The following is a 16,753-nucleotide window of genomic DNA, read 5'->3' on the forward strand; positions in this document are numbered from 1 at the left end:
GCACGCCATGGAGCCCGTAACGGATTCGGTCGTCTCCGTCAGCGGCGCACGGGCCACGCTCGGCACGCGCACCGTGCTGCGCGGCGTGGACCTCACGGTCGGGCACGGTGAGGTCGTGGCACTGCTCGGCGCCAACGGTTCGGGCAAGTCGACCATGGTCCGCTCCGTGATCGGCCAGGTGCCGCTGACGGATGGCTCGATCGAGCTGTTCGGCACGCCACTGCGCCGGTTCCGGCAGTGGGCGCGCATCGGCTATGTGCCGCAGCGGACGACGGCCGCGAGCGGCGTGCCGGCGACGGTACGGGAGGTCGTGTCCGCGGGCCGGCTCTCCCGGACCCGCTTCCGCTTCTCCTCGCGCGCCGACAGAGCGGCAGTGGAGCGGGCGATCGAGGTGGTGGGGCTCGCCGACCGCATGAAGGACTCGGTGACGGCGCTGTCGGGCGGCCAGCACCAGCGGGTGCTGATAGCGCGGGCGCTGGCCTCCGAGCCCGAACTGCTGATCATGGACGAGCCGATGGCGGGCGTGGACCTCGCGAGCCAGGACATCCTGGCGTCGACGCTGCGCCGACAGGTCGCCGACGGCACGTCGGTGCTGCTGGTGCTGCACGAGCTGGGTCCGCTGGAGCCCCTGATCGACCGCGCGGTGGTGCTGCGCGACGGCTGCGTGGTGCATGACGGACCGCCGCCGCAGGCAGTGGGCCAGCACGCCCTGCCCGGTCACGACCACGTACATCCGCACGCGGCCGACGAGCCGCTCCGCACGGGACTGCTGACCTGATCATGGAAATCCTGGAAACCGACTTCATGCAGCGGGCGCTCCTCGCGGCGCTCCTGGTCGGCATCACCGCCCCTGCGGTCGGCATTCACCTGGTTCAGCGCCGGCAGGCGCTGATGGGCGACGGAATCGGCCACGTCGCGATGACCGGCGTCGGCCTCGGATTCCTGCTGTCCACGAACCCGGTGTGGATGGCGACGCTGGTGTCGGTGCTCGGCGCGGTGCTGATGGAGCTCATCCGCGCCTACGGGCGCACCCGGGGCGACATCGCACTGGCGATGCTGTTCTACGGCGGCATGGCAGGCGGTGTGATGCTCATCAACCTCTCCGACACGGGCTCGACGGCGAATTTGAGCTCCTTCCTGTTCGGTTCGCTGTCCACGGTGTCGCCGGAGGACCTGACGGCGATCTCGCTGCTGGCCGGCTTCGTCGTCCTGGTGTCGCTGGGGCTGCGCAAGCAGCTGTTCGCGATCAGCCAGGACGAGGAGTTCGCGCGGGTGACCGGGCTGCCGGTCCGCGCGCTGAACCTGCTGATCGCGGTGACTGCGGCGGTCACGGTCAGCGTGGCGATGCGCGTGGTGGGCCTGCTGCTGGTCAGCGCGCTGATGGTGGTGCCCGTGGCGGCCGCGCAGCAGGTGACGCGCTCGTTCCGGACCACCTTCTCGCTCGCGGTCGGCATCGGGATCGCCGTGGCCCTGGCCGGAACCACCACCTCCTACTACCAGGACGTGCCGCCGGGAGCGACGATCGTCCTGCTGGCCATCGCCGTCTTCGTGGTGCTCACGGCGCTGGCGTTGCCGCTGGCGCGCCTGCGGGCGAAACCGGCGGCCGGCAGCACCGAGAGCACACTGGACATGCCGGGTACACGACGGCCCACTGACGACGTCAAGGTCTGAGCGCGGACGGTGCCCGCACGCGGGCCTGGCAGAATGGCCCGACACATGTGCGGGCGAGGCGAGGAGGCTCCTGTGACCACGGCGCCAACCGGCGGGAAGACCGCCCCGGTGCGAGGCCGGTCCACCCGGCAGCGTGCAGCGGTGGCTGCGGCGCTCGACGAGGTGGACGAGTTCCGCAGTGCGCAGGAGCTGCACGACATGCTCAAGCACCGCGGTGACTCGGTGGGCCTGACTACGGTCTACCGCACGCTCCAGTCGCTCGCCGACGCGGGCGAGGTCGACGTGCTGCGCACGAGCGACGGCGAGTCGGTGTACCGGCGCTGTTCGACGGACGACCATCACCACCACCTGGTGTGCCGGCTGTGCGGCAAGGCGGTGGAGGTCGAGGGCCCGGCCGTGGAGCAGTGGGCAGAGACGATCGCCGCGCAGCACGGTTATGTGAATGTGGCGCACACGGTCGAGATCTTCGGTACGTGCGCGGAGTGCGCGGCGAAGACCGCCTGACCGGTCCGCTCCCCCTGCCCTTCTCCCTGTCCTTCTCCATGGGGGGCGGCTGGTGGGGTCAGCCCCCGTTCTCGTCCTCGTCGTCCTCCTCGTCCTCGTCGTCGTAGGGGTCGTGCAGGACGCCGCGCAGGTGCGGCTCGATGGGCTCGTCCCACTCGTTCACGGTGCTGTACAGCTCGTACAGCGCCCCCATCGGGTACAGCCACTCGCCGTCCACCGAGCCCGGCAGCCCCACGAACGGGGTGTCGGTCACCACGCGCGTGGCCGGGTCGAAGAACGACGACGGGGCGCGCCCTGTGAGGGGCGCCGGGTCGTACATCCACACGAGCGGATCGTGCGTTCCGCACTCCGCGAACGACCGGCGGATCGCCTCGCCGATGTACCAGGTCGCTCCCTGGACGAACGCGCCGCTCTTCGCGGCCATGACCTCCTCCGCGTCGGCGAACCTCTCCCGCACGAGGTCTTCCAGAGCGTCCAGTGACCGAGCACTGAAGTCCCATCGTTCGAGGGGGCGCCCCAGGGCGGTGGCCCAGGGCTCGAATGCCGCTTCGCGTTCGGCGAGCCATGCCAGCAGTTCGGGACAGCTCTGCCGGTCGAGGCCCTCGTCGATCTGATCACCCATGCGGTCATGGTAGAGAGGGTCTCCGACAGCCCTCTGAACCGCCGTGCCGTGTAACGAAGTTGGCACACGCCACGCCGGCAAACTCGTTGCATCGGGCACCGCATGTGCTTCTAAGGTGGGGGAGTTGGCGGTGGCATGTCACGGGGGCCCCACCGCCCGCACCTTCTGTTCCCATGCCCCCCAGGGGACACCACGTTGAGCAATTCCCTACGCACACGCATCCGGGCACGCATGGCGGCCTGCCTCGCGTCCATCGCCGCAGCCGGAATCCTGGTCACCGGCGTGCCCGCCTTCCAGAGCGAAGCCGACGCCGCACCCGGCACCATCCGCTGCGACAAGAAGTGGCTGGGCAAGGAGTACGGCTCACCGCCCGCCGGCTCCGGCATCCAGGGCAAGAACCAGCCCTTCAGCCAGCGCCCGCAGAACGAGTGGGACGACTACTGGTTCGAGAACCCCTCGCACGCCTTCGACGGCCTCAAGGCACCCAACCGGGCACAGAGCGACCTCGCCGGGGACACCGATGCCGACGCCCAGAAGTGGAAGAAGAAGTTCGAGGCCACCCAGAACCCCAAGTACCGGGTCCTGGAGATCTATGCCCGCTACAACGTCCAGGCCAAGAAGTCCACGGGCATCAAGACGTGGGGCACCTGGCTGGACCAGCGCCTGATCGGCTACGAGGCCAACCGGCTCAAGGGCGACGGCTTCGAAGCCAAGGTCGTGCGTGACTTCAAGCTCGTCGGCCCGGACTGGATCTGCCAGAAGGACGTCCCGGTCTTCGACAAGGACGGCAAGCCCGTCATCGATCCCAAGACGGGCAAGCAGGCCGTCCGCAAGTACGACGCCTACAACGCCAAGACCAAAGAGTTCGTGGAGTTCAAGTCCAACGGCAAGCACATTGCCAAGCAGTTCCGCTACGACAACCACGTCCTGCGCAATCAGCAGTACAGCGACCACAAGCTGCGCCTGATCACCGGCGACTCGACCTCGTCCAACACGGTCAAGAAATACGCCACGCTCAACAAGCAGCTCGAGGCCGAACGCGGCGGCAAGCAGAACCAGGCCACCATCCGTGAGCACCGCTCCACCGGCGCGCCCAGGTGGCGCCCCAACCAGTACACCCGCTACAACCCGATCATGAACCCGGACCCGCGCAGGGTCGGCTCCATCGGCCCGATCAACGACGCCGCCTTCCGCTCCGGATCCACCCCCGGCACCGCCCGGCAGATCCAGCACCAGTACCGGGGTGCCAACGGCAACGGCGTCTTCGGCCGCGGCGGACCGGGCGGCATCGACTTCTCCACCCTGGAGCTGAACTACGTCGGCAGCCCCGTCAAGGGCAAGGGCCTGGACTACTCCTTCAAGGCCGACTACGCCAAGGACCCGGACAACAACCCCGGCTGGGGCGGCAAGGCCAGGCTGCAACTCGCCTCCGACGCCATGTTCACCTGGCTGGCACTGACCCCGGACACGTTCTGGGTCAACCTCAACCCCGACCAGCCCGACAAGATCATGGACAAGACGTTCGGGAAGACCGACGCCGGCCGCGTGCTCCTCGAAGCAGACCTTGAGATGAAGCACGACTACGCGAAGGACATGGACCCCCGCGAGGGTGTCGGCAAGCAGTACTGGGACGCCATGCAGGCCGCGAACATCCCCTGCGGCCACCAGATCCGCCTGTGGATCGTCCCCAAGACCGCCAAGGTCCGCGTGGAGAAGGACGGCATCTACATCCTCGACGCGCCCCTGAAGGTCAACGCCGAACCGCAGAAGGTCGAGTATCCCGACCCCAACGGCAGCGACTGCAAGCTGACCGAGGCGCAGATCCGCACGTCGCAGAGCCTCGTCGACCAGTACGTCATCCCCGATGTCGAGAAGAAGGTGAACACCGGTCCGGCCTACGCCGACCTGCGCCGCGTCTACTCCTCCCGTGTCGCCGCCGAGTACATCCGCGACCAGGACAAGGACCGCGCCACCGACTTCCGCCCCATCATCAACAGCAACAACGTGGCGCGGTGGCCGCTGAGCGCGGAGCACAGGAGCTGGACGCCGAAGAAGACCTGGGACGCCTACATGAAGTCCTACACGGAAGGTGACTACAGCTACCCCTGCAACGTCGGCGGCCAGAACAAGACCTGCGTCATGGGCGGCGTCGACTTCTCCAAGGCCCCCAAGCGCAACATCACCCGGGTCCGCTTCGACCTGGAGCACCCGCGCCTGGACAAGAACACCAAGACGTCGGTGAAGACCGAGACCGCATACCGCGACACCGACACCGCCCTCATCGGCGGCAACGGCTCCGGCGAACCGGCGGGCGGGGACGACGACCCGATTCCCACGCCGACCCCGACCCCGACGCCGACGGACGGTCCGTCCACCCCGTCGCCGTCCGACACCCCCAGCCCGCAGCCCAGCACGCCCGGCGGCGACAAGCCGACCCCGCCCGCGAAGGACCCGGACGGCGACCTCGCCGACACCGGCTCCAGCACACCCGTCGGGCTGATCGCGGGCATCGCCGCCGCCCTCGCGGCGGCCGGCGCAGCACTCACCTGGTGGATGCGACGCCGGAAGGCCACCACAGGCTGACCCGGCACCCGGCGAACACGGCTTCGGCCCCGCACCTGGTCACAGGTGCGGGGCCGAAGCGATTCGGCGTCCACGAGGCCGTAGGCACGCCGACGGGCCGGCGGGGGCCGTCACATCCGCTGGACGTGCCGGTCGAGGAGGTCGCGCAGGCGGTCGACGTCGTCCGGGGCGGGGACGCCGCGCTTGGGGAGGAGCATCACGCCGACGCCGTGCTTGTCTGCGGTGAGCAGGACGAACAACTCGTCGGTCTCGGCATAGCGCGGGTACAGGTCCCAGCGGCTGGTGGCCTCGCTGTCGCGCGTGGTCAGCCGTATGCCCTTGGCGTCGACCGTGGCACGGAACTCACCCTGCCGAACGGCCAGTTGCTGGAGCTGACGGGCCTGTGCCCGGGGCAGCAGATACAGGCTGCCGAAGGCGAAGAAGGTGGTCGCGACGCCCGCGACGAGCCGGGTGGTGTCGATGTCGCCGCTGACGACGGTCAGCGCGACGAGGCACAGGCCCACCACGCCGGTGAAGAGCAGCAGGCGGCGGGTGCGGCGACCGGAGGGTGTACTGCGCGCACGGGCGTCGAGGGCGCCCTTCATGTCGGCGGTTGTGGGCTCGTAGACGAGCGTCACCGTCTGTCCGTCCTGCTGCTGCACCTCTGCCACAAGCTCTCCCGTACCCGAATTGCCGAGCCGTGATCGTATCGGCGGATGCGCTCAATGCTCACGTGGGGTGAGGCGGTTGCTCACAGCTGCGGCAGGTGTCGGCCGAGCGTCGCGCGGAGCCGGTCGGCGTCCTCCGGATCACGCAGGCCGCGCTTGGGCAGGACCTCCACCCACATCACGCCTCGGTCGCGGCTGAGCAGGACGAAGCTGTCGGCGGTCTCGCGGTGGCCGCGGAAGAGGGTCCAGCGCTGGGTGAGCGCGCAGTGGTCGTTCACCGCCGTGACGCCGTCCTCGGTCACCGTCGTGCGGTAGTCGCCCTGCCACTGGACGATGCGCAGCGCCTGCGAGGCGTACAGGTGCGGGATCGCCCACACGAAGGCGCCGAGCAGCATGGGCACCACGGCCGGCCCGCGCGAGGCGGGAGCGAACATCGGCAGGATCCCCCAGGCCAGGAGCAGGGCGGCCGCGACCCACCGCACCCACGTCAGCCGCCGGTAGCTCTCGCGCACGCGGACCGCGCTCAGAATGTCGGCGCGCGCCGGCTTGTAGACCAGCTCGATCGCGTCCGTCGTCCGATCGGTGTCCCGCCCCTGGTGATCCATGGGCGGGACCCTAGCGGCCTTGCGGAACGGACCGTCAGCCGGCCGTCCCCTCGGGCCGCCCGCGCATCGCCTCCAGCTCCTCGTTCGGGATCGCGCCGCCGAAGCGCCGGTCGCGCTGGGCGTACTCCAGGCAGGCACGCCACAGGTCACGGCGGTCGAAGTCGGGCCACAGCACGTCCTGGAAGACCATCTCGGCGTAACTGCTCTGCCAGATCAGGTAGTTGGAGGTGCGCTGCTCTCCGCTGGGCCGCAGGAAGAGGTCGACGTCCGGCATGTCCGGGTAGTACAGGTACTTCTGGAACGTCTTCTCGTTGACCTTGGCCGGGTCGAGCTTTCCGGCCGCCACGTCCCGTGCGATGGCCTGCGCCGCGTCCGCGATCTCCGCTCGGCCGCCGTAGTTGACGCAGAAGTACAGCGTCATCGCGTCGTTGTCGACGGTCTGCTCCTGGGCGATCTGGAGCTCCTGGACCACCGACTTCCACATCTTGGGCATGCGGCCCACCCAGCGGATACGGATGCCCAGTTCGTCCATCTCGTCGCGGCGGCGGCGGATGACGTCGCGGTTGAAGTTCATCAGGAAGCGGACCTCGTCGGGCGAACGCTTCCAGTTCTCCGTGGAGAAGGCGTAGAGGGAGAGGTTCTTGACGCCCATCTCCAGGCAGCCTTTGAGCACGTCGAGGACGACGCCCTCGCCGACCTTGTGCCCCTCGGTACGCGGCAGGCCGCGCTCCTTGGCCCAGCGGCCGTTGCCGTCCATGACGCAGGCCACGTGGTTCGGCACGAGCTCGCCCGGGATCTTGGGCGGGCGGGCACCGGAGGGGTGCGGCTCGGGGACCTTGTACTCGCGGCGGGACCGGCCCAGGAATCCGCGTCGTGCCATGCGGCTCACATCTCCTATTTCTCTACGTATCTGAGCGAGCGCAGGCCGCGCTCCAGGTGCCAGTGCAGATAGGCGGACACCAGTCCGCTGCCCTCCCTGACGTGACGCGCCTCGGCCGCGTCCGCCGTGGCCCAGTCGCCGGTGAGAAGCGCGCTGAGCAGGCCGATGGCCTCCGCCGAGGGTACGACGCTGCCCGGCACCCGGCAGTCGCCGCATATGGCGCCGCCCGCGGCGACGGAGAAAAAACGGTTGGGGCCGGCCAGCCCGCAGCGGGCGCAGTCGTCGAAGCTGGGCGCATAGCCGTTGACGGCGAGGGAGCGCAGGAGGAAGGCGTCGAGCACGAGCCCCGGCGCGTGCTCGCCCCGGGCGAGGGTCCGCAGGGCGCCGACGAGCAGGAGGTACTGCTGGACCGAGGGCTCGCCCTCGTGGTCGGTGAACCGCTCGGCGGTCTCCAGCATCGCGGTGCCGGCGGTGTAGCGGGCGTAGTCGGTGACGATCGCGCCGCCGTAGGGCGCGATGGTCTCGGACTGGGTGCACAGCGGCAGTCCGCGGCCCACGAGCTCGCTGCCCCGGGCGAAGAACTGCACATCGACGTGCGAGAAGGGCTCCAGCCTGGCCCCGAACTTCGACTTGGTGCGCCGCACGCCCCGCGCTACAGCGCGCACCCGTCCGTGACCGCGAGTGAGCAGCGTGATGATGCGGTCCGCCTCACCCAGCTTCTGGGTGCGCAGGACGACGCCGTCGTCACGGAACAGGCTCATGGAGCCATTCTCCCGCACGGCGGACGGCTGCCCGCCCCGGGTTCGTCAATCCTGGATCCGCTCGGTGAGCCGCACGATCACGGTGTCGCCGGCCTCCTTGTGGATCGCCTTGCGGATGTCCGCCTTGACCGGGAGCATGTGCCGGCCGTCACCGAGCGCCATGAAGGAGCTCCGGAACGGATGCCCGTCGATAGTGCCGCGCACCTTGACCAGGCCGCGGGTGCCGAAGAACTCGACGGACTCGGGCCACACCAGATACGTCCACCCGCCCTCGGCGGAGCTCTTCTGCAGCGTCGCGCTGAATTCCCTGTCCATGCAGGAGGGACGGCCCCCGGCGCCGGAACTCATCGGGCCGTGCCGGCCGTGCCCGTTTCCTTCGTTTCTCGCATCCTGAAACACTGCGTGCGCCCGCTTGGCGCCCTGGAGAATCCGGGGCGGACCCATCTCCCCCACACGAGCAGGCCCACGCCCTGGCCGGAGGACCGTTGAGACGCGACATATCCGCCGACACATCCGCCGACGTATCCACCGGCACGTCCACCGGCGCTCCGGCGACCGACGAGCCCCGCTCCCCTGCCACCGCCGGGGAGCCCGAGCCGCCCGGGCTGCTGCGCGACGCTTCCCTGTCCGCGGTGCTGGCCGGACTGGTCGCCGTCGTCGTGTCGTACTCGGGTCCGCTGGTCATCGTGCTCGCGGCCGCGTCGGCGGGACATCTGTCGGCCGGCCAGACCTCCTCATGGCTGTGGGCCATCTCCATCGGCAGCGGTCTGACCTGCATCGCGCTGAGCCTGCGCACGCGGATGCCCGTGATCACCGCATGGTCGACCCCGGGAGCCGCCCTGCTGGTCACCAGCCTGGGCGCCTACCCGTACGAGGAGGCCGTGGGCGCGTTCCTCGTCACCGGCGTGGTCATCACGCTGGTCGGCCTGACGGGTGTGTTCGGCCGGCTGATGCGGCTGATCCCCGGCCCCGTCGTGAGCGCGATGCTCGCGGGCATCCTCTTCTCGTTCGGCACCGGGGTGTTCGCGTCACTGGGGACCGGCCCGTGGATCGCCGGAGCGGTCCTGGTCGGCTATCTGCTCGCGAAGCGGTGGCTGGCGCGGTACGCCGTACTGGTCACCCTCGCCGCGGGCGTCGCCGCCGCAGCGGCGAGCTCCCGTATCGACATCCGACTGGACCGGATCGAACTGGTCCGCCCGGTTTTCACGGCCCCGGACTTCTCCCTCGCCTCCCTGATCGGCATCGCCGTCCCGCTGATCCTTGCGACGCTCGCCTCACAGAACGCCCCCGGCATGGCGGTGCTCTCCGCGTCCGGGTACCGGCCGGACGACCGCCTGCTGATCGGTTCCACCGGGCTCGTGTCCACGGCGCTCGCCCCCTTCGGCTCCCACGCCGTCAATCTGGCGGCGATCACGGCCGCCATCTGCACCGGCCCGGAAGCCCACCGCGATCCGCGCCGCCGCTACGTCGCCGGTGTCTCCTGCGGGGCGTTCTACCTCATCGTCGGGGCGTTCGGCTCGACACTGGTGGTCCTGTTCGCGGGCCTGCCCAAGGAACTCGTGGCGGCCGTGGCCGGCGTCGCCCTCCTCGGTGCGCTGGCCGGCGGGCTCACCGGGGCGATGCAGGAGCCCCGGGACCGGGAGGCGGCACTGATCACGTTCCTCGCCACCGCCTCCGGCCTCACCCTCTTCGGCATCGGATCAGCCTTCTGGGGCCTGCTGTCCGGCGTCGTCGCCCATGTCGTCCTGTCCCGGCGCGGCGTACGCGCGCCGAGCTGATCGGCCCGCTTGGGCCCGGCCGAAAAGGTGGTGCCTCCGCGCGGCCGCTGCGATAGCGTCCGCGGCCATGACACCTCCCCGCATACGGCCACCCTTCTCCGCGGACGAGCGGACGCAGCTGCTCGGCTGGTACGCAATGCAGCGCGCGATCGTCCACTACAAGTGCGAGGGTCTCACCGAGGAGGACGCCCACCGCGCGGTCCTGCCCTCCTCGCCCCTGATGACCATGGCGGGCATCGTCTCCCATCTGCGGTGGACCGAACAGACCTGGTTCGAGGTGCTGTTCCTCGGCCGCCCCGCCGACGGGCCCCAGTTCTCCAAAGACCCATGGGACGCCGACATGCGCGTCGAGGGCGTTCCGCTCGCGCAGCTCCTCGACGAGTACGAGAAACAGTGCGCGATCTCGGACGAGATCATCGCCACGCATTCCCTCGACGAGGCCGGCCGCCACCCGGACTTCGCCTCCGCCAAGGCCTCGCTGCGCTGGATGCTGATCCACATGGTCGAGGAGACCGCCCGGCACGCGGGCCACATGGACACCATCCGGGAACTCCTGGACGGCGAGACCGGCTACTACTGAGCCCGGCCTACGGCAGCTCGCCCCGGCTGCGCGCGTTCACGTACGCGGTCGTCGCGCTGATCCGCTCCGCCGCTGTCGCGGGCCGCACCTCCTCCGGGGCGCACTCCCACTCCCGGCCCCCGCCGACGGGTCTCAGCGAGAGGAAGGGACCGGCCTGCCCCATGAGCCGGCCCACCCGACCGGTGCGGGTGTCGACGACGTACGTACCGATGGGCAGGGTCATGGCGTACGGCCCCCTTCCCTGGGCAGAGCTGCCGCGATCAGGCGGACAGTGTCCACCGAGCAGCGCCCCAATTCGACGAGCGGGCACGGCGTGTCCCGGGCGTATGAGGCGGGTTCAACGCGTAGGGAGGGCAGCGTGATGCCGGACCGTTTCAGGGCTGCGCGCAATACATTCACTGCTTCCTCCGCACCGTTCATGCACATGGTCGCGTGCCCGGCCTTTTCGTTGCTCGGCATGGATTCCCTTTCTGCTCGGAGTTCACGTTTCGCATGAAGATCGTGACGCTGTGCGAGTACGCTGAACAAGGCTGTGCCCACTACAACTGGCCAGCTGCACAAGGGGGTTGGTCCATGGCCAAAGCTCCGCGTCAGGCGGCGTGGGAATTCTTCGGCGCGGAGCTCAAGCGGCGCAGAGAGGTCGCCCAGCTCACGCAGGAGGAACTGGGCGGTCGGGTGTTCGTTTCGGGCGGATACATCGGCCAGTTCGAACAGGCGATTAGGAAGCCGCAGTTGGATGTGGCACAGCGGATCGACGAGATACTGCAAACCGACGGTATTTTCGAGCGGATGTGTCGCAAGCTGATCAATGACTCCCGCTATGCGGAGTACTTCGCTGCCGCGGCGGAGCTGGAGGCGCTGGCGACGAAGATCTGCGACTTCGCGCCCACACTGGTGCCAGGGCTCATGCAGACCGAGGCGTACATGCGGGCAATGATGCTCGCGGACAACCCGTTCACCTCGGACGAGTCCGTCCAGGAGAGGATCCGCGCCCGCCTGGACCGTGCGCTCATCCTGAACAGCGCTTCACGGCCCGTCTACTGGACGATCCTGCACGAGTCGGTGCTTCGCATCCCCGTCGGCGGGCCGGCCGTCATGACCGAGGCGCTGGAGCACATCGCGACGCTCGTCCGCGAGCGGAAGGCCTTGGTTCAGGTCCTCCCGTACGCGACGGGGGCGTACCCGCTGATGGGCAAGATGCTGCGCCTCATGGAGTTCGAGGATGCTCCGCCAACCGCCTATACGGAAGCGGTGTATTCGGGGAATCTGCTGGACGATCCGGCTGTGGTGAAGCGATCCCAGGCGGCCTACGATCTGCTCAGGGCCGCCGCGCTGTCGCCGGAGGCGTCCCTGGCCTTGATCGAGTCGGCGGCGGAGGACTACAGACGATGCGCGAGTACGACCTGAGCAACGCCCAGTGGCGCAAGAGCAGCTACAGCGACGCCAACGGCGGCGAGTGCGTCGAAGTCGCGTACGGCTTCGCGGGCGCGGCCGCCTGGCGCAAGAGCACATACAGCGATGCAAACGGCGGCAACTGCGTCGAGGTGCTGGACGACGTCCCCGGCGTCGTGCCCGTACGGGACAGCAAGAACCCCACCGGCCCCGTACTGATCATCGGCACCGGCGCCTGGGGTACGTTCATCAAGCAGACCTTTGAGAAGGCATAAGCTCGGCTTATGAGGTCATAGGTCAGGGGTGAGTACAAACTTAGGCTTGCCTTTGTTTAGGGTGGCCGACGAGCCAGTTGTCGCCGCTCGAAGGGAACCTGAACATGCCCCGCCCCCTGCGGGTAGCCATCGTCGGAGCCGGCCCCGCCGGGATCTACGCCGCCGATGCGTTGCTGAAGTCCGAGGTGGCCGCCGCCGAGCCCGGCGTCTCCATCGATCTCTTCGAGCGGATGCCCGCGCCCTTCGGGCTGATCCGGTACGGCGTCGCCCCCGACCACCCCCGGATCAAGGGCATCATCACGGCCCTGCACCAGGTGCTCGACAAGCCGCAGATCCGTCTCTTCGGCAACGTCGACTACGGCAACGACCTCAGCCTCGACGATCTGCGCACCTTCTACGACGCGGTGATCTTCTCCACCGGCGCGACGGCCGACCGCGCGCTGGACATACCCGGGATCGAGCTCGACGGCTCGTACGGCGCGGCGGACTTCGTGGCCTGGTACGACGGCCACCCGGACTGGCCGCGCACCTGGTCGCTGGAGGCCGAGAAGGTGGCCGTGCTCGGTGTCGGCAACGTCGCGCTCGACGTGGCGCGCATCCTGGCGAAGACGGCGGACGAGCTGCTGCCGACCGAGATCCCGCCGAACGTCTACGACGGCCTCAAGGCCAACAAGGCCATGGAGATCCACGTCTTCGGGCGTCGCGGCCCGGCGCAGGCGAAGTTCAGCCCGATGGAGCTGCGCGAGCTGGACCACTCCCCCAACATCGAGGTCATCGTCGACCCCGAGGACATCGACTACGACGAGGGCTCCATCGAGACCCGCCGGGGCAACAAGCAGGCGGACATGGTCGCGAAGACCCTGGAGAACTGGGCGATCCGGGACGTCGGCGACCGGCCGCACAAACTGTTCCTGCACTTCTTCGAGTCGCCCACCGAGATCCTCGGCGAGGACGGCAAGGTCGTGGGTCTGCGCACCGAGCGCACCGCGCTCGACGGCACGGGCAATGTGAAGGGCACGGGCGAGTTCAAGGACTGGGACGTCCAGTCCGTCTACCGGGCCGTGGGCTACCTCTCCGACGAGCTGCCGAAGCTGCCCTGGGACATCGAGTCGGGCACGGTCCCGGACCAGGGCGGCCGCGTGATCGAGGAGTCCGGCGAGCACCTGGACTCGACGTACGTCACCGGCTGGATCCGGCGTGGCCCGGTCGGGCTGATCGGCCACACGAAGGGCGACGCGAACGAGACCGTCGCCAATTTGCTGGTGGACTACGCGGGCGGGCGTCTGCAGACGCCCGCTTCACCGGAGCCGGAGGCGGTGGAGTCCTTCCTCGCGGACCGGAACATCCGCTTCACGACGTGGGACGGCTGGTACCGCCTGGACGCGGCCGAGAAGGCCCTGGGCGAGCCGCAGGGCCGCGAGCGCGTGAAGATCGTCGAGCGCGAGGACATGCTCAAGGCGAGCGGGGCGTAGGCGCCGCGAACGAGGGCCCGGTGGCAGCAGCCGCCGGGCCCTCGGCGTTCACGGCTTGGGGACGGTGCACCCCGCGCGGCTCAGGTCGATCTTGCTGCCCGGGCCGATGCAGGCTGCCAGGGGGTACGTCTGCTGCCCGTAGTTGATGCCCTCGCGCACTGTCACGTTGCCGCTCTCGTCGACTTCGCACGGGTTGTTGTCGGTGCACCGACCACCGGACTCGTTGCCCGTGTTGTTGACGGCGACGACCTTGCCGGTGGCGTTGTCGATGACCGGGGAACCGGATGTGCCACCGATGGTGTTGCAGCTGGAGGTGTAGCGGACCGAGTCCTTCCAGGTCCAGGCGCCCTCCTTGAGCCTGTAGGCGAAGCCGTCGATGCTGCAGCTGTAGATCCGCTTCCAGTAGCCCGAGACGACCTTGATGGCCGTGCCCTCGGCCGGGCGGGTGGTGTTCAGCTCCAGGGCCTTGATGCCGTGGCGGGTCTCGATCTGCCCGTAGGTGCTGGTGAGTTGGTAGAGCGAGGCGTCCGTGTCGGTCATCGTCGCGTACGCGATTTTGTCGGCGCGCAGGGTGGCGACGCGAGATCCGGAGGAGTCGAGCAGGCCGAAGCTGCGCGAGGACGGCTGGTCCATCACCACCTCGCCGGGCTGGGGAAAGCCCGTCTCCAGGCAGTGGCCGTTGGAGAGCACGAGCGCGGGGTCGCTCGGCTGGGACGCGGCGGTCCTGACGACGGAGCCGGAACAGTTGCTGAGCGCGACCGTTCCCGCGAAGGTCACCGCCTTTGCGCGCACGGCCGGTTCGGTGGCCGTGTCGGCGGCGACTGCCGGTGCGGCGCCCGCTCCGAGGAGGGTGAGGGCGAGCAGCGTGCCGGCGAGAGGCTTGTTCATGTGGGGGGTCCCCTCGAATGCGACGTGAGTGGCCGATGGGACGGCCAGAGTTGTCATGTGCATTGTTGGGGCACGGCTCTGGTGCGACAAGGCATTGTTTTCGGCCACCGGGGGGTGCCGGGCCCAGGCAGGGCGCGTCGTCCGGGCGGGCGGGCAGGGCGCGTCGTCCGGGCGGGCGAGGGTTTCCCGCCCGGACGGGCCGCTCCTATCCTTGAGGTGGAAGGGAGCGGCCATGGCCGTCCAGTCGGCCCCCTCGGTCGAGCGGGCGCGAGACGCGGCGGCCCGGGATTCCTGGGCCGAGGCGTACGTCCTGCTGCGTGCCGCCGACTCGGAGGCTCCCGGCGCTCTCGCCCCCGCCGACCTCGACACACTCGCCGACGCGGCATGGTGGACCGGGCACGTCGACGAATCGGTCGACGCACGGCTGCGCGCGCACGCCGGATACGAAGCCGGGGGTGACCACCGAGGGGCGGGCTGCACCGCGTGGTGGCTCTTCTTCGAATACCGCAGCCTGGGGCGTCCGGGAGCCGCCTCGGGCTGGCTCCACCGGGCCCGGCGGCATCTGGAGAACGAGCCGGAGTGCCCCGAGCAGTGCTTCCTCGCCTGGACCGATGCGGAGGAGGCGCAGGGGAACCGTGACACCGACGCCGCGCTCGCCGCCGCCCGCCGGATGTGCCGCATCGCCCAGCACTCGGGCGATCCGGACCTCATCGCCCTCGGCCGTCAGGCACATGCGGCGGTCCTGCTCGCCGACGGCCGGACGGACGAGGGCCTCGCCCTGCTGGACGACGCGATGTGCTCGGTCACGGCGGGCGAGCTGAGCGGGATGTTCACCGGCATGCTGTACTGCCTGGCGCTGAGCCGGTGCATGGAGGCCGCGGACTTCGCGCGGGCCGCCGAATGGACGGGCGCTGCCATGGCCTGGTGCTCGGTGCCCTGGTCGGAACACGTCACGCCCCCTTCCGGATCCGTCACGCCGCCCTCCGGCGACACCCCACCGCCCTCCGGCCACACCGAGCCGTCCCCTCTCGCCGCGGCCGGGGCCCCGAGTGCCGCCGCCCCCGTCGACAATCCGTTCCGGGGGCTGTGCCGGGTGCACCGCGTCCAGGTGCTCGACCTGCTCGGCGCATGGCCGCTCGCCACGTCCGAGGCCGAGCGGGTCTGCCAGGAGGTGTGGCCCGACTGCCTCGAAGCCGCCGCGGCAGCCCACTACGCGGCCGGGGAGATCGAGCGCCGCCGAGGCCGGCTCGACGCCGCCGCGGCCTCCTACGCCGCCGCCCACGAACTCGGCATCGTCCCCCAGCCCGGCCTCGCCCTCCTGCGCCTGGCCCAGGGGAAGGCCGACGCCGCCATGACCGGCCTGCGCCTGGCCCTCGCGGAGCGCGACGACGCCCCCGCCGACCTGCTGGGCCGCTCCCGGCTGCTCGCCGCACAGACGGAAGTGGCCCTGGCCATCGGGGACGTGGACCGTGCCGAGCTGGCTGTCGAGGAGCTGGAGACGCTCGCCGGACTCGGCCCCCGGACCCCGGGCGTGACCCTGCTGGGCGCCATGGCCGACACCGCCCGCGGCGCGCTCGCGCTCGCCCAGGACGGCGACCGTGATCCCGACGCGGCCCTGCGCCCGCTGCGCTGCGCGCTGACGGCCTGGCGGGAGATGCGTATCCCGTACGAGACGGCGCAGGTCCGCATGCTGCTGGCCGCCGCGTACCGGGCCGCCGGTGACGCCGAGGCCGCGCGGCTGGAGCTGCGGGCCGCCCGGACCGCCTTCGAGCAGCTCGGCGCGGTCCCCGACGCCCGGCGCGCGGCGGCGCTGCTGAACGAACGGGCCAGGGCGCTGCCCGACGGTCTGACCCCGCGGGAGGCGGAGGTGCTGCGGCTGGTCGCGGCGGGCGGCACGAACCGGGACATCGCCCGCGAGCTGGTGATCAGCGAGCACACCGTCGCCCGGCACCTGAACAACATCTACGCCAAGTTGAGCGTGACCTCCCGCGCCGCCGCCACCGCCTACGCCTGTTCCCACGGCCTGGCCTGAGCCTGCTCCCTGTGCACGGATGGGCTGTTCTGCCCATGTCGCGCGCCCGGACGGAGTGGACGG

18 protein-coding genes are annotated in these 16,753 nt (G+C 70.0%); 10 read left to right on the forward strand and 8 right to left on the reverse strand.

Annotated features, from left to right (window positions below; translation table 11 throughout):
* Positions 1-7 precede the first annotated feature (7 nt).
* The 3 genes from J7E88_RS23690 (at position 8) to J7E88_RS23700 (ending at position 2,175) form a co-directional block, all read left to right on the forward strand.
* Positions 8-778 (forward strand): metal ABC transporter ATP-binding protein, encoded by a 771-nt coding sequence (locus tag J7E88_RS23690; RefSeq protein WP_215184337.1) that lies wholly within the window; start codon positions 8-10, stop codon positions 776-778.
* Between the two features lie 2 nt (positions 779-780).
* On the forward strand, positions 781-1,671 hold the full coding sequence (locus tag J7E88_RS23695) for a metal ABC transporter permease (protein WP_215184339.1): 891 nt from the start codon (positions 781-783) through the stop codon (positions 1,669-1,671).
* Between the two features lie 72 nt (positions 1,672-1,743).
* Positions 1,744-2,175 carry a Fur family transcriptional regulator gene (locus tag J7E88_RS23700; RefSeq protein WP_215184341.1) on the forward strand — a complete coding sequence of 144 codons (432 nt, stop codon included), beginning with the start codon at positions 1,744-1,746 and terminating at the stop codon, positions 2,173-2,175.
* 58 nt (positions 2,176-2,233) lie between these two features.
* On the opposite strand, the gene J7E88_RS23705 is transcribed toward J7E88_RS23700, so the two are convergent.
* Positions 2,234-2,797 carry a hypothetical protein gene (locus J7E88_RS23705; protein ID WP_215184343.1) on the reverse strand — a complete coding sequence of 188 codons (564 nt, stop codon included), beginning with the start codon at positions 2,795-2,797 and terminating at the stop codon, positions 2,234-2,236.
* Positions 2,798-2,992: 195 nt separating this feature from the next.
* On the opposite strand from J7E88_RS23705, the gene J7E88_RS23710 reads away from it, so the two are divergent.
* Positions 2,993-5,380, forward strand: coding sequence for a hypothetical protein (locus tag J7E88_RS23710; protein WP_215184345.1), 2,388 nt, complete (start codon positions 2,993-2,995; stop codon positions 5,378-5,380).
* Positions 5,381-5,490: 110 nt separating this feature from the next.
* Here the strand turns inward: J7E88_RS23710 and J7E88_RS23715 are convergent, their stop codons facing one another.
* The 5 genes from J7E88_RS23715 to J7E88_RS23735 all read right to left on the reverse strand — a co-directional run bounded on the left by J7E88_RS23715 (position 5,491) and on the right by J7E88_RS23735 (position 8,588).
* Complete coding sequence (locus J7E88_RS23715; protein ID WP_215184347.1) at positions 5,491-6,030, reverse strand: YcxB family protein; 540 nt, start codon at positions 6,028-6,030, stop codon at positions 5,491-5,493.
* 80 nt (positions 6,031-6,110) lie between these two features.
* Positions 6,111-6,632, reverse strand: a complete 522-nt coding sequence (locus J7E88_RS23720) for a YcxB family protein (RefSeq protein WP_215184350.1) — start codon at positions 6,630-6,632, stop codon at positions 6,111-6,113.
* A 34-nt stretch (positions 6,633-6,666) separates the two neighbouring features.
* Positions 6,667-7,512 (reverse strand): isoprenyl transferase, encoded by an 846-nt coding sequence (locus J7E88_RS23725; protein WP_215184352.1) that lies wholly within the window; start codon positions 7,510-7,512, stop codon positions 6,667-6,669.
* Positions 7,513-7,526: 14 nt separating this feature from the next.
* Positions 7,527-8,273: a DNA repair protein RecO gene (recO, locus tag J7E88_RS23730; protein WP_215184354.1), complete on the reverse strand. Its 747-nt coding sequence runs from the start codon at positions 8,271-8,273 to the stop codon at positions 7,527-7,529.
* Positions 8,274-8,318: 45 nt separating this feature from the next.
* Positions 8,319-8,588, reverse strand: coding sequence for a DUF1905 domain-containing protein (locus tag J7E88_RS23735; RefSeq protein WP_215184356.1), 270 nt, complete (start codon positions 8,586-8,588; stop codon positions 8,319-8,321).
* Between the two features lie 170 nt (positions 8,589-8,758).
* Here J7E88_RS23735 and J7E88_RS23740 point away from each other — a divergent pair, with 170 nt between their 5' ends.
* Positions 8,759-10,051 carry a benzoate/H(+) symporter BenE family transporter gene (locus tag J7E88_RS23740; protein ID WP_251023097.1) on the forward strand — a complete coding sequence of 431 codons (1,293 nt, stop codon included), beginning with the start codon at positions 8,759-8,761 and terminating at the stop codon, positions 10,049-10,051.
* Between the two features lie 67 nt (positions 10,052-10,118).
* Positions 10,119-10,631 carry a DinB family protein gene (locus tag J7E88_RS23745; RefSeq protein WP_215184358.1) on the forward strand — a complete coding sequence of 171 codons (513 nt, stop codon included), beginning with the start codon at positions 10,119-10,121 and terminating at the stop codon, positions 10,629-10,631.
* A gap of 7 nt (positions 10,632-10,638) precedes the next feature.
* Here J7E88_RS23745 and J7E88_RS23750 read toward each other — a convergent pair whose 3' ends face one another.
* Positions 10,639-10,854 carry a hypothetical protein gene (locus tag J7E88_RS23750; protein WP_215184360.1) on the reverse strand — a complete coding sequence of 72 codons (216 nt, stop codon included), beginning with the start codon at positions 10,852-10,854 and terminating at the stop codon, positions 10,639-10,641.
* Positions 10,855-11,204: 350 nt separating this feature from the next.
* Between J7E88_RS23750 and J7E88_RS23755 the strand changes: the two genes are divergently transcribed.
* The 3 genes from J7E88_RS23755 to J7E88_RS23765 all read left to right on the forward strand — a co-directional run bounded on the left by J7E88_RS23755 (position 11,205) and on the right by J7E88_RS23765 (position 13,770).
* Complete coding sequence (locus tag J7E88_RS23755; RefSeq protein WP_215184711.1) at positions 11,205-12,038, forward strand: helix-turn-helix transcriptional regulator; 834 nt, start codon at positions 11,205-11,207, stop codon at positions 12,036-12,038.
* A complete protein-coding gene (locus J7E88_RS23760; protein ID WP_215184362.1) occupies positions 12,020-12,298 on the forward strand; it encodes a DUF397 domain-containing protein in 279 nt (92 codons plus the stop codon). The genes J7E88_RS23755 and J7E88_RS23760 overlap by 19 nt, the downstream gene beginning before the upstream one ends.
* A gap of 104 nt (positions 12,299-12,402) precedes the next feature.
* Positions 12,403-13,770 (forward strand): FAD-dependent oxidoreductase, encoded by a 1,368-nt coding sequence (locus J7E88_RS23765; RefSeq protein WP_215184363.1) that lies wholly within the window; start codon positions 12,403-12,405, stop codon positions 13,768-13,770.
* 48 nt (positions 13,771-13,818) lie between these two features.
* Here J7E88_RS23765 and J7E88_RS23770 read toward each other — a convergent pair whose 3' ends face one another.
* Complete coding sequence (locus J7E88_RS23770) at positions 13,819-14,658, reverse strand: serine protease (protein WP_215184365.1); 840 nt, start codon at positions 14,656-14,658, stop codon at positions 13,819-13,821.
* A gap of 232 nt (positions 14,659-14,890) precedes the next feature.
* Between J7E88_RS23770 and J7E88_RS23775 the strand changes: the two genes are divergently transcribed.
* Complete coding sequence (locus J7E88_RS23775; protein WP_215184367.1) at positions 14,891-16,690, forward strand: LuxR family transcriptional regulator; 1,800 nt, start codon at positions 14,891-14,893, stop codon at positions 16,688-16,690.
* The last annotated feature ends 63 nt before the right edge of the window (positions 16,691-16,753 follow it).

The organism is Streptomyces sp. ISL-10, assembly GCF_018614575.1.
Taxonomy (GTDB): Bacteria; Actinomycetota; Actinomycetes; order Streptomycetales; family Streptomycetaceae; genus Streptomyces.

Coding starts and splice junctions, on each gene's coding strand:
- J7E88_RS23690 (WP_215184337.1), top strand. CDS start 8: ATGGAGCCCGTAACGGATTCGGTCGTCTCCGTCAGCGGCGCACGGGCC.
- J7E88_RS23695 (WP_215184339.1), top strand. CDS start 781: ATGGAAATCCTGGAAACCGACTTCATGCAGCGGGCGCTCCTCGCGGCG.
- J7E88_RS23705 (WP_215184343.1), bottom strand. CDS start 2,797: ATGGGTGATCAGATCGACGAGGGCCTCGACCGGCAGAGCTGTCCCGAA.
- J7E88_RS23720 (WP_215184350.1), bottom strand. CDS start 6,632: ATGGATCACCAGGGGCGGGACACCGATCGGACGACGGACGCGATCGAG.
- J7E88_RS23725 (WP_215184352.1), bottom strand. CDS start 7,512: ATGGCACGACGCGGATTCCTGGGCCGGTCCCGCCGCGAGTACAAGGTC.
- recO (WP_215184354.1), bottom strand. CDS start 8,273: ATGAGCCTGTTCCGTGACGACGGCGTCGTCCTGCGCACCCAGAAGCTG.
- J7E88_RS23735 (WP_215184356.1), bottom strand. CDS start 8,588: ATGGACAGGGAATTCAGCGCGACGCTGCAGAAGAGCTCCGCCGAGGGC.
- J7E88_RS23745 (WP_215184358.1), top strand. CDS start 10,119: ATGACACCTCCCCGCATACGGCCACCCTTCTCCGCGGACGAGCGGACG.
- J7E88_RS23750 (WP_215184360.1), bottom strand. CDS start 10,854: ATGACCCTGCCCATCGGTACGTACGTCGTCGACACCCGCACCGGTCGG.
- J7E88_RS23755 (WP_215184711.1), top strand. CDS start 11,205: ATGGCCAAAGCTCCGCGTCAGGCGGCGTGGGAATTCTTCGGCGCGGAG.
- J7E88_RS23760 (WP_215184362.1), top strand. CDS start 12,020: ATGCGCGAGTACGACCTGAGCAACGCCCAGTGGCGCAAGAGCAGCTAC.
- J7E88_RS23765 (WP_215184363.1), top strand. CDS start 12,403: ATGCCCCGCCCCCTGCGGGTAGCCATCGTCGGAGCCGGCCCCGCCGGG.
- J7E88_RS23770 (WP_215184365.1), bottom strand. CDS start 14,658: ATGAACAAGCCTCTCGCCGGCACGCTGCTCGCCCTCACCCTCCTCGGA.
- J7E88_RS23775 (WP_215184367.1), top strand. CDS start 14,891: ATGGCCGTCCAGTCGGCCCCCTCGGTCGAGCGGGCGCGAGACGCGGCG.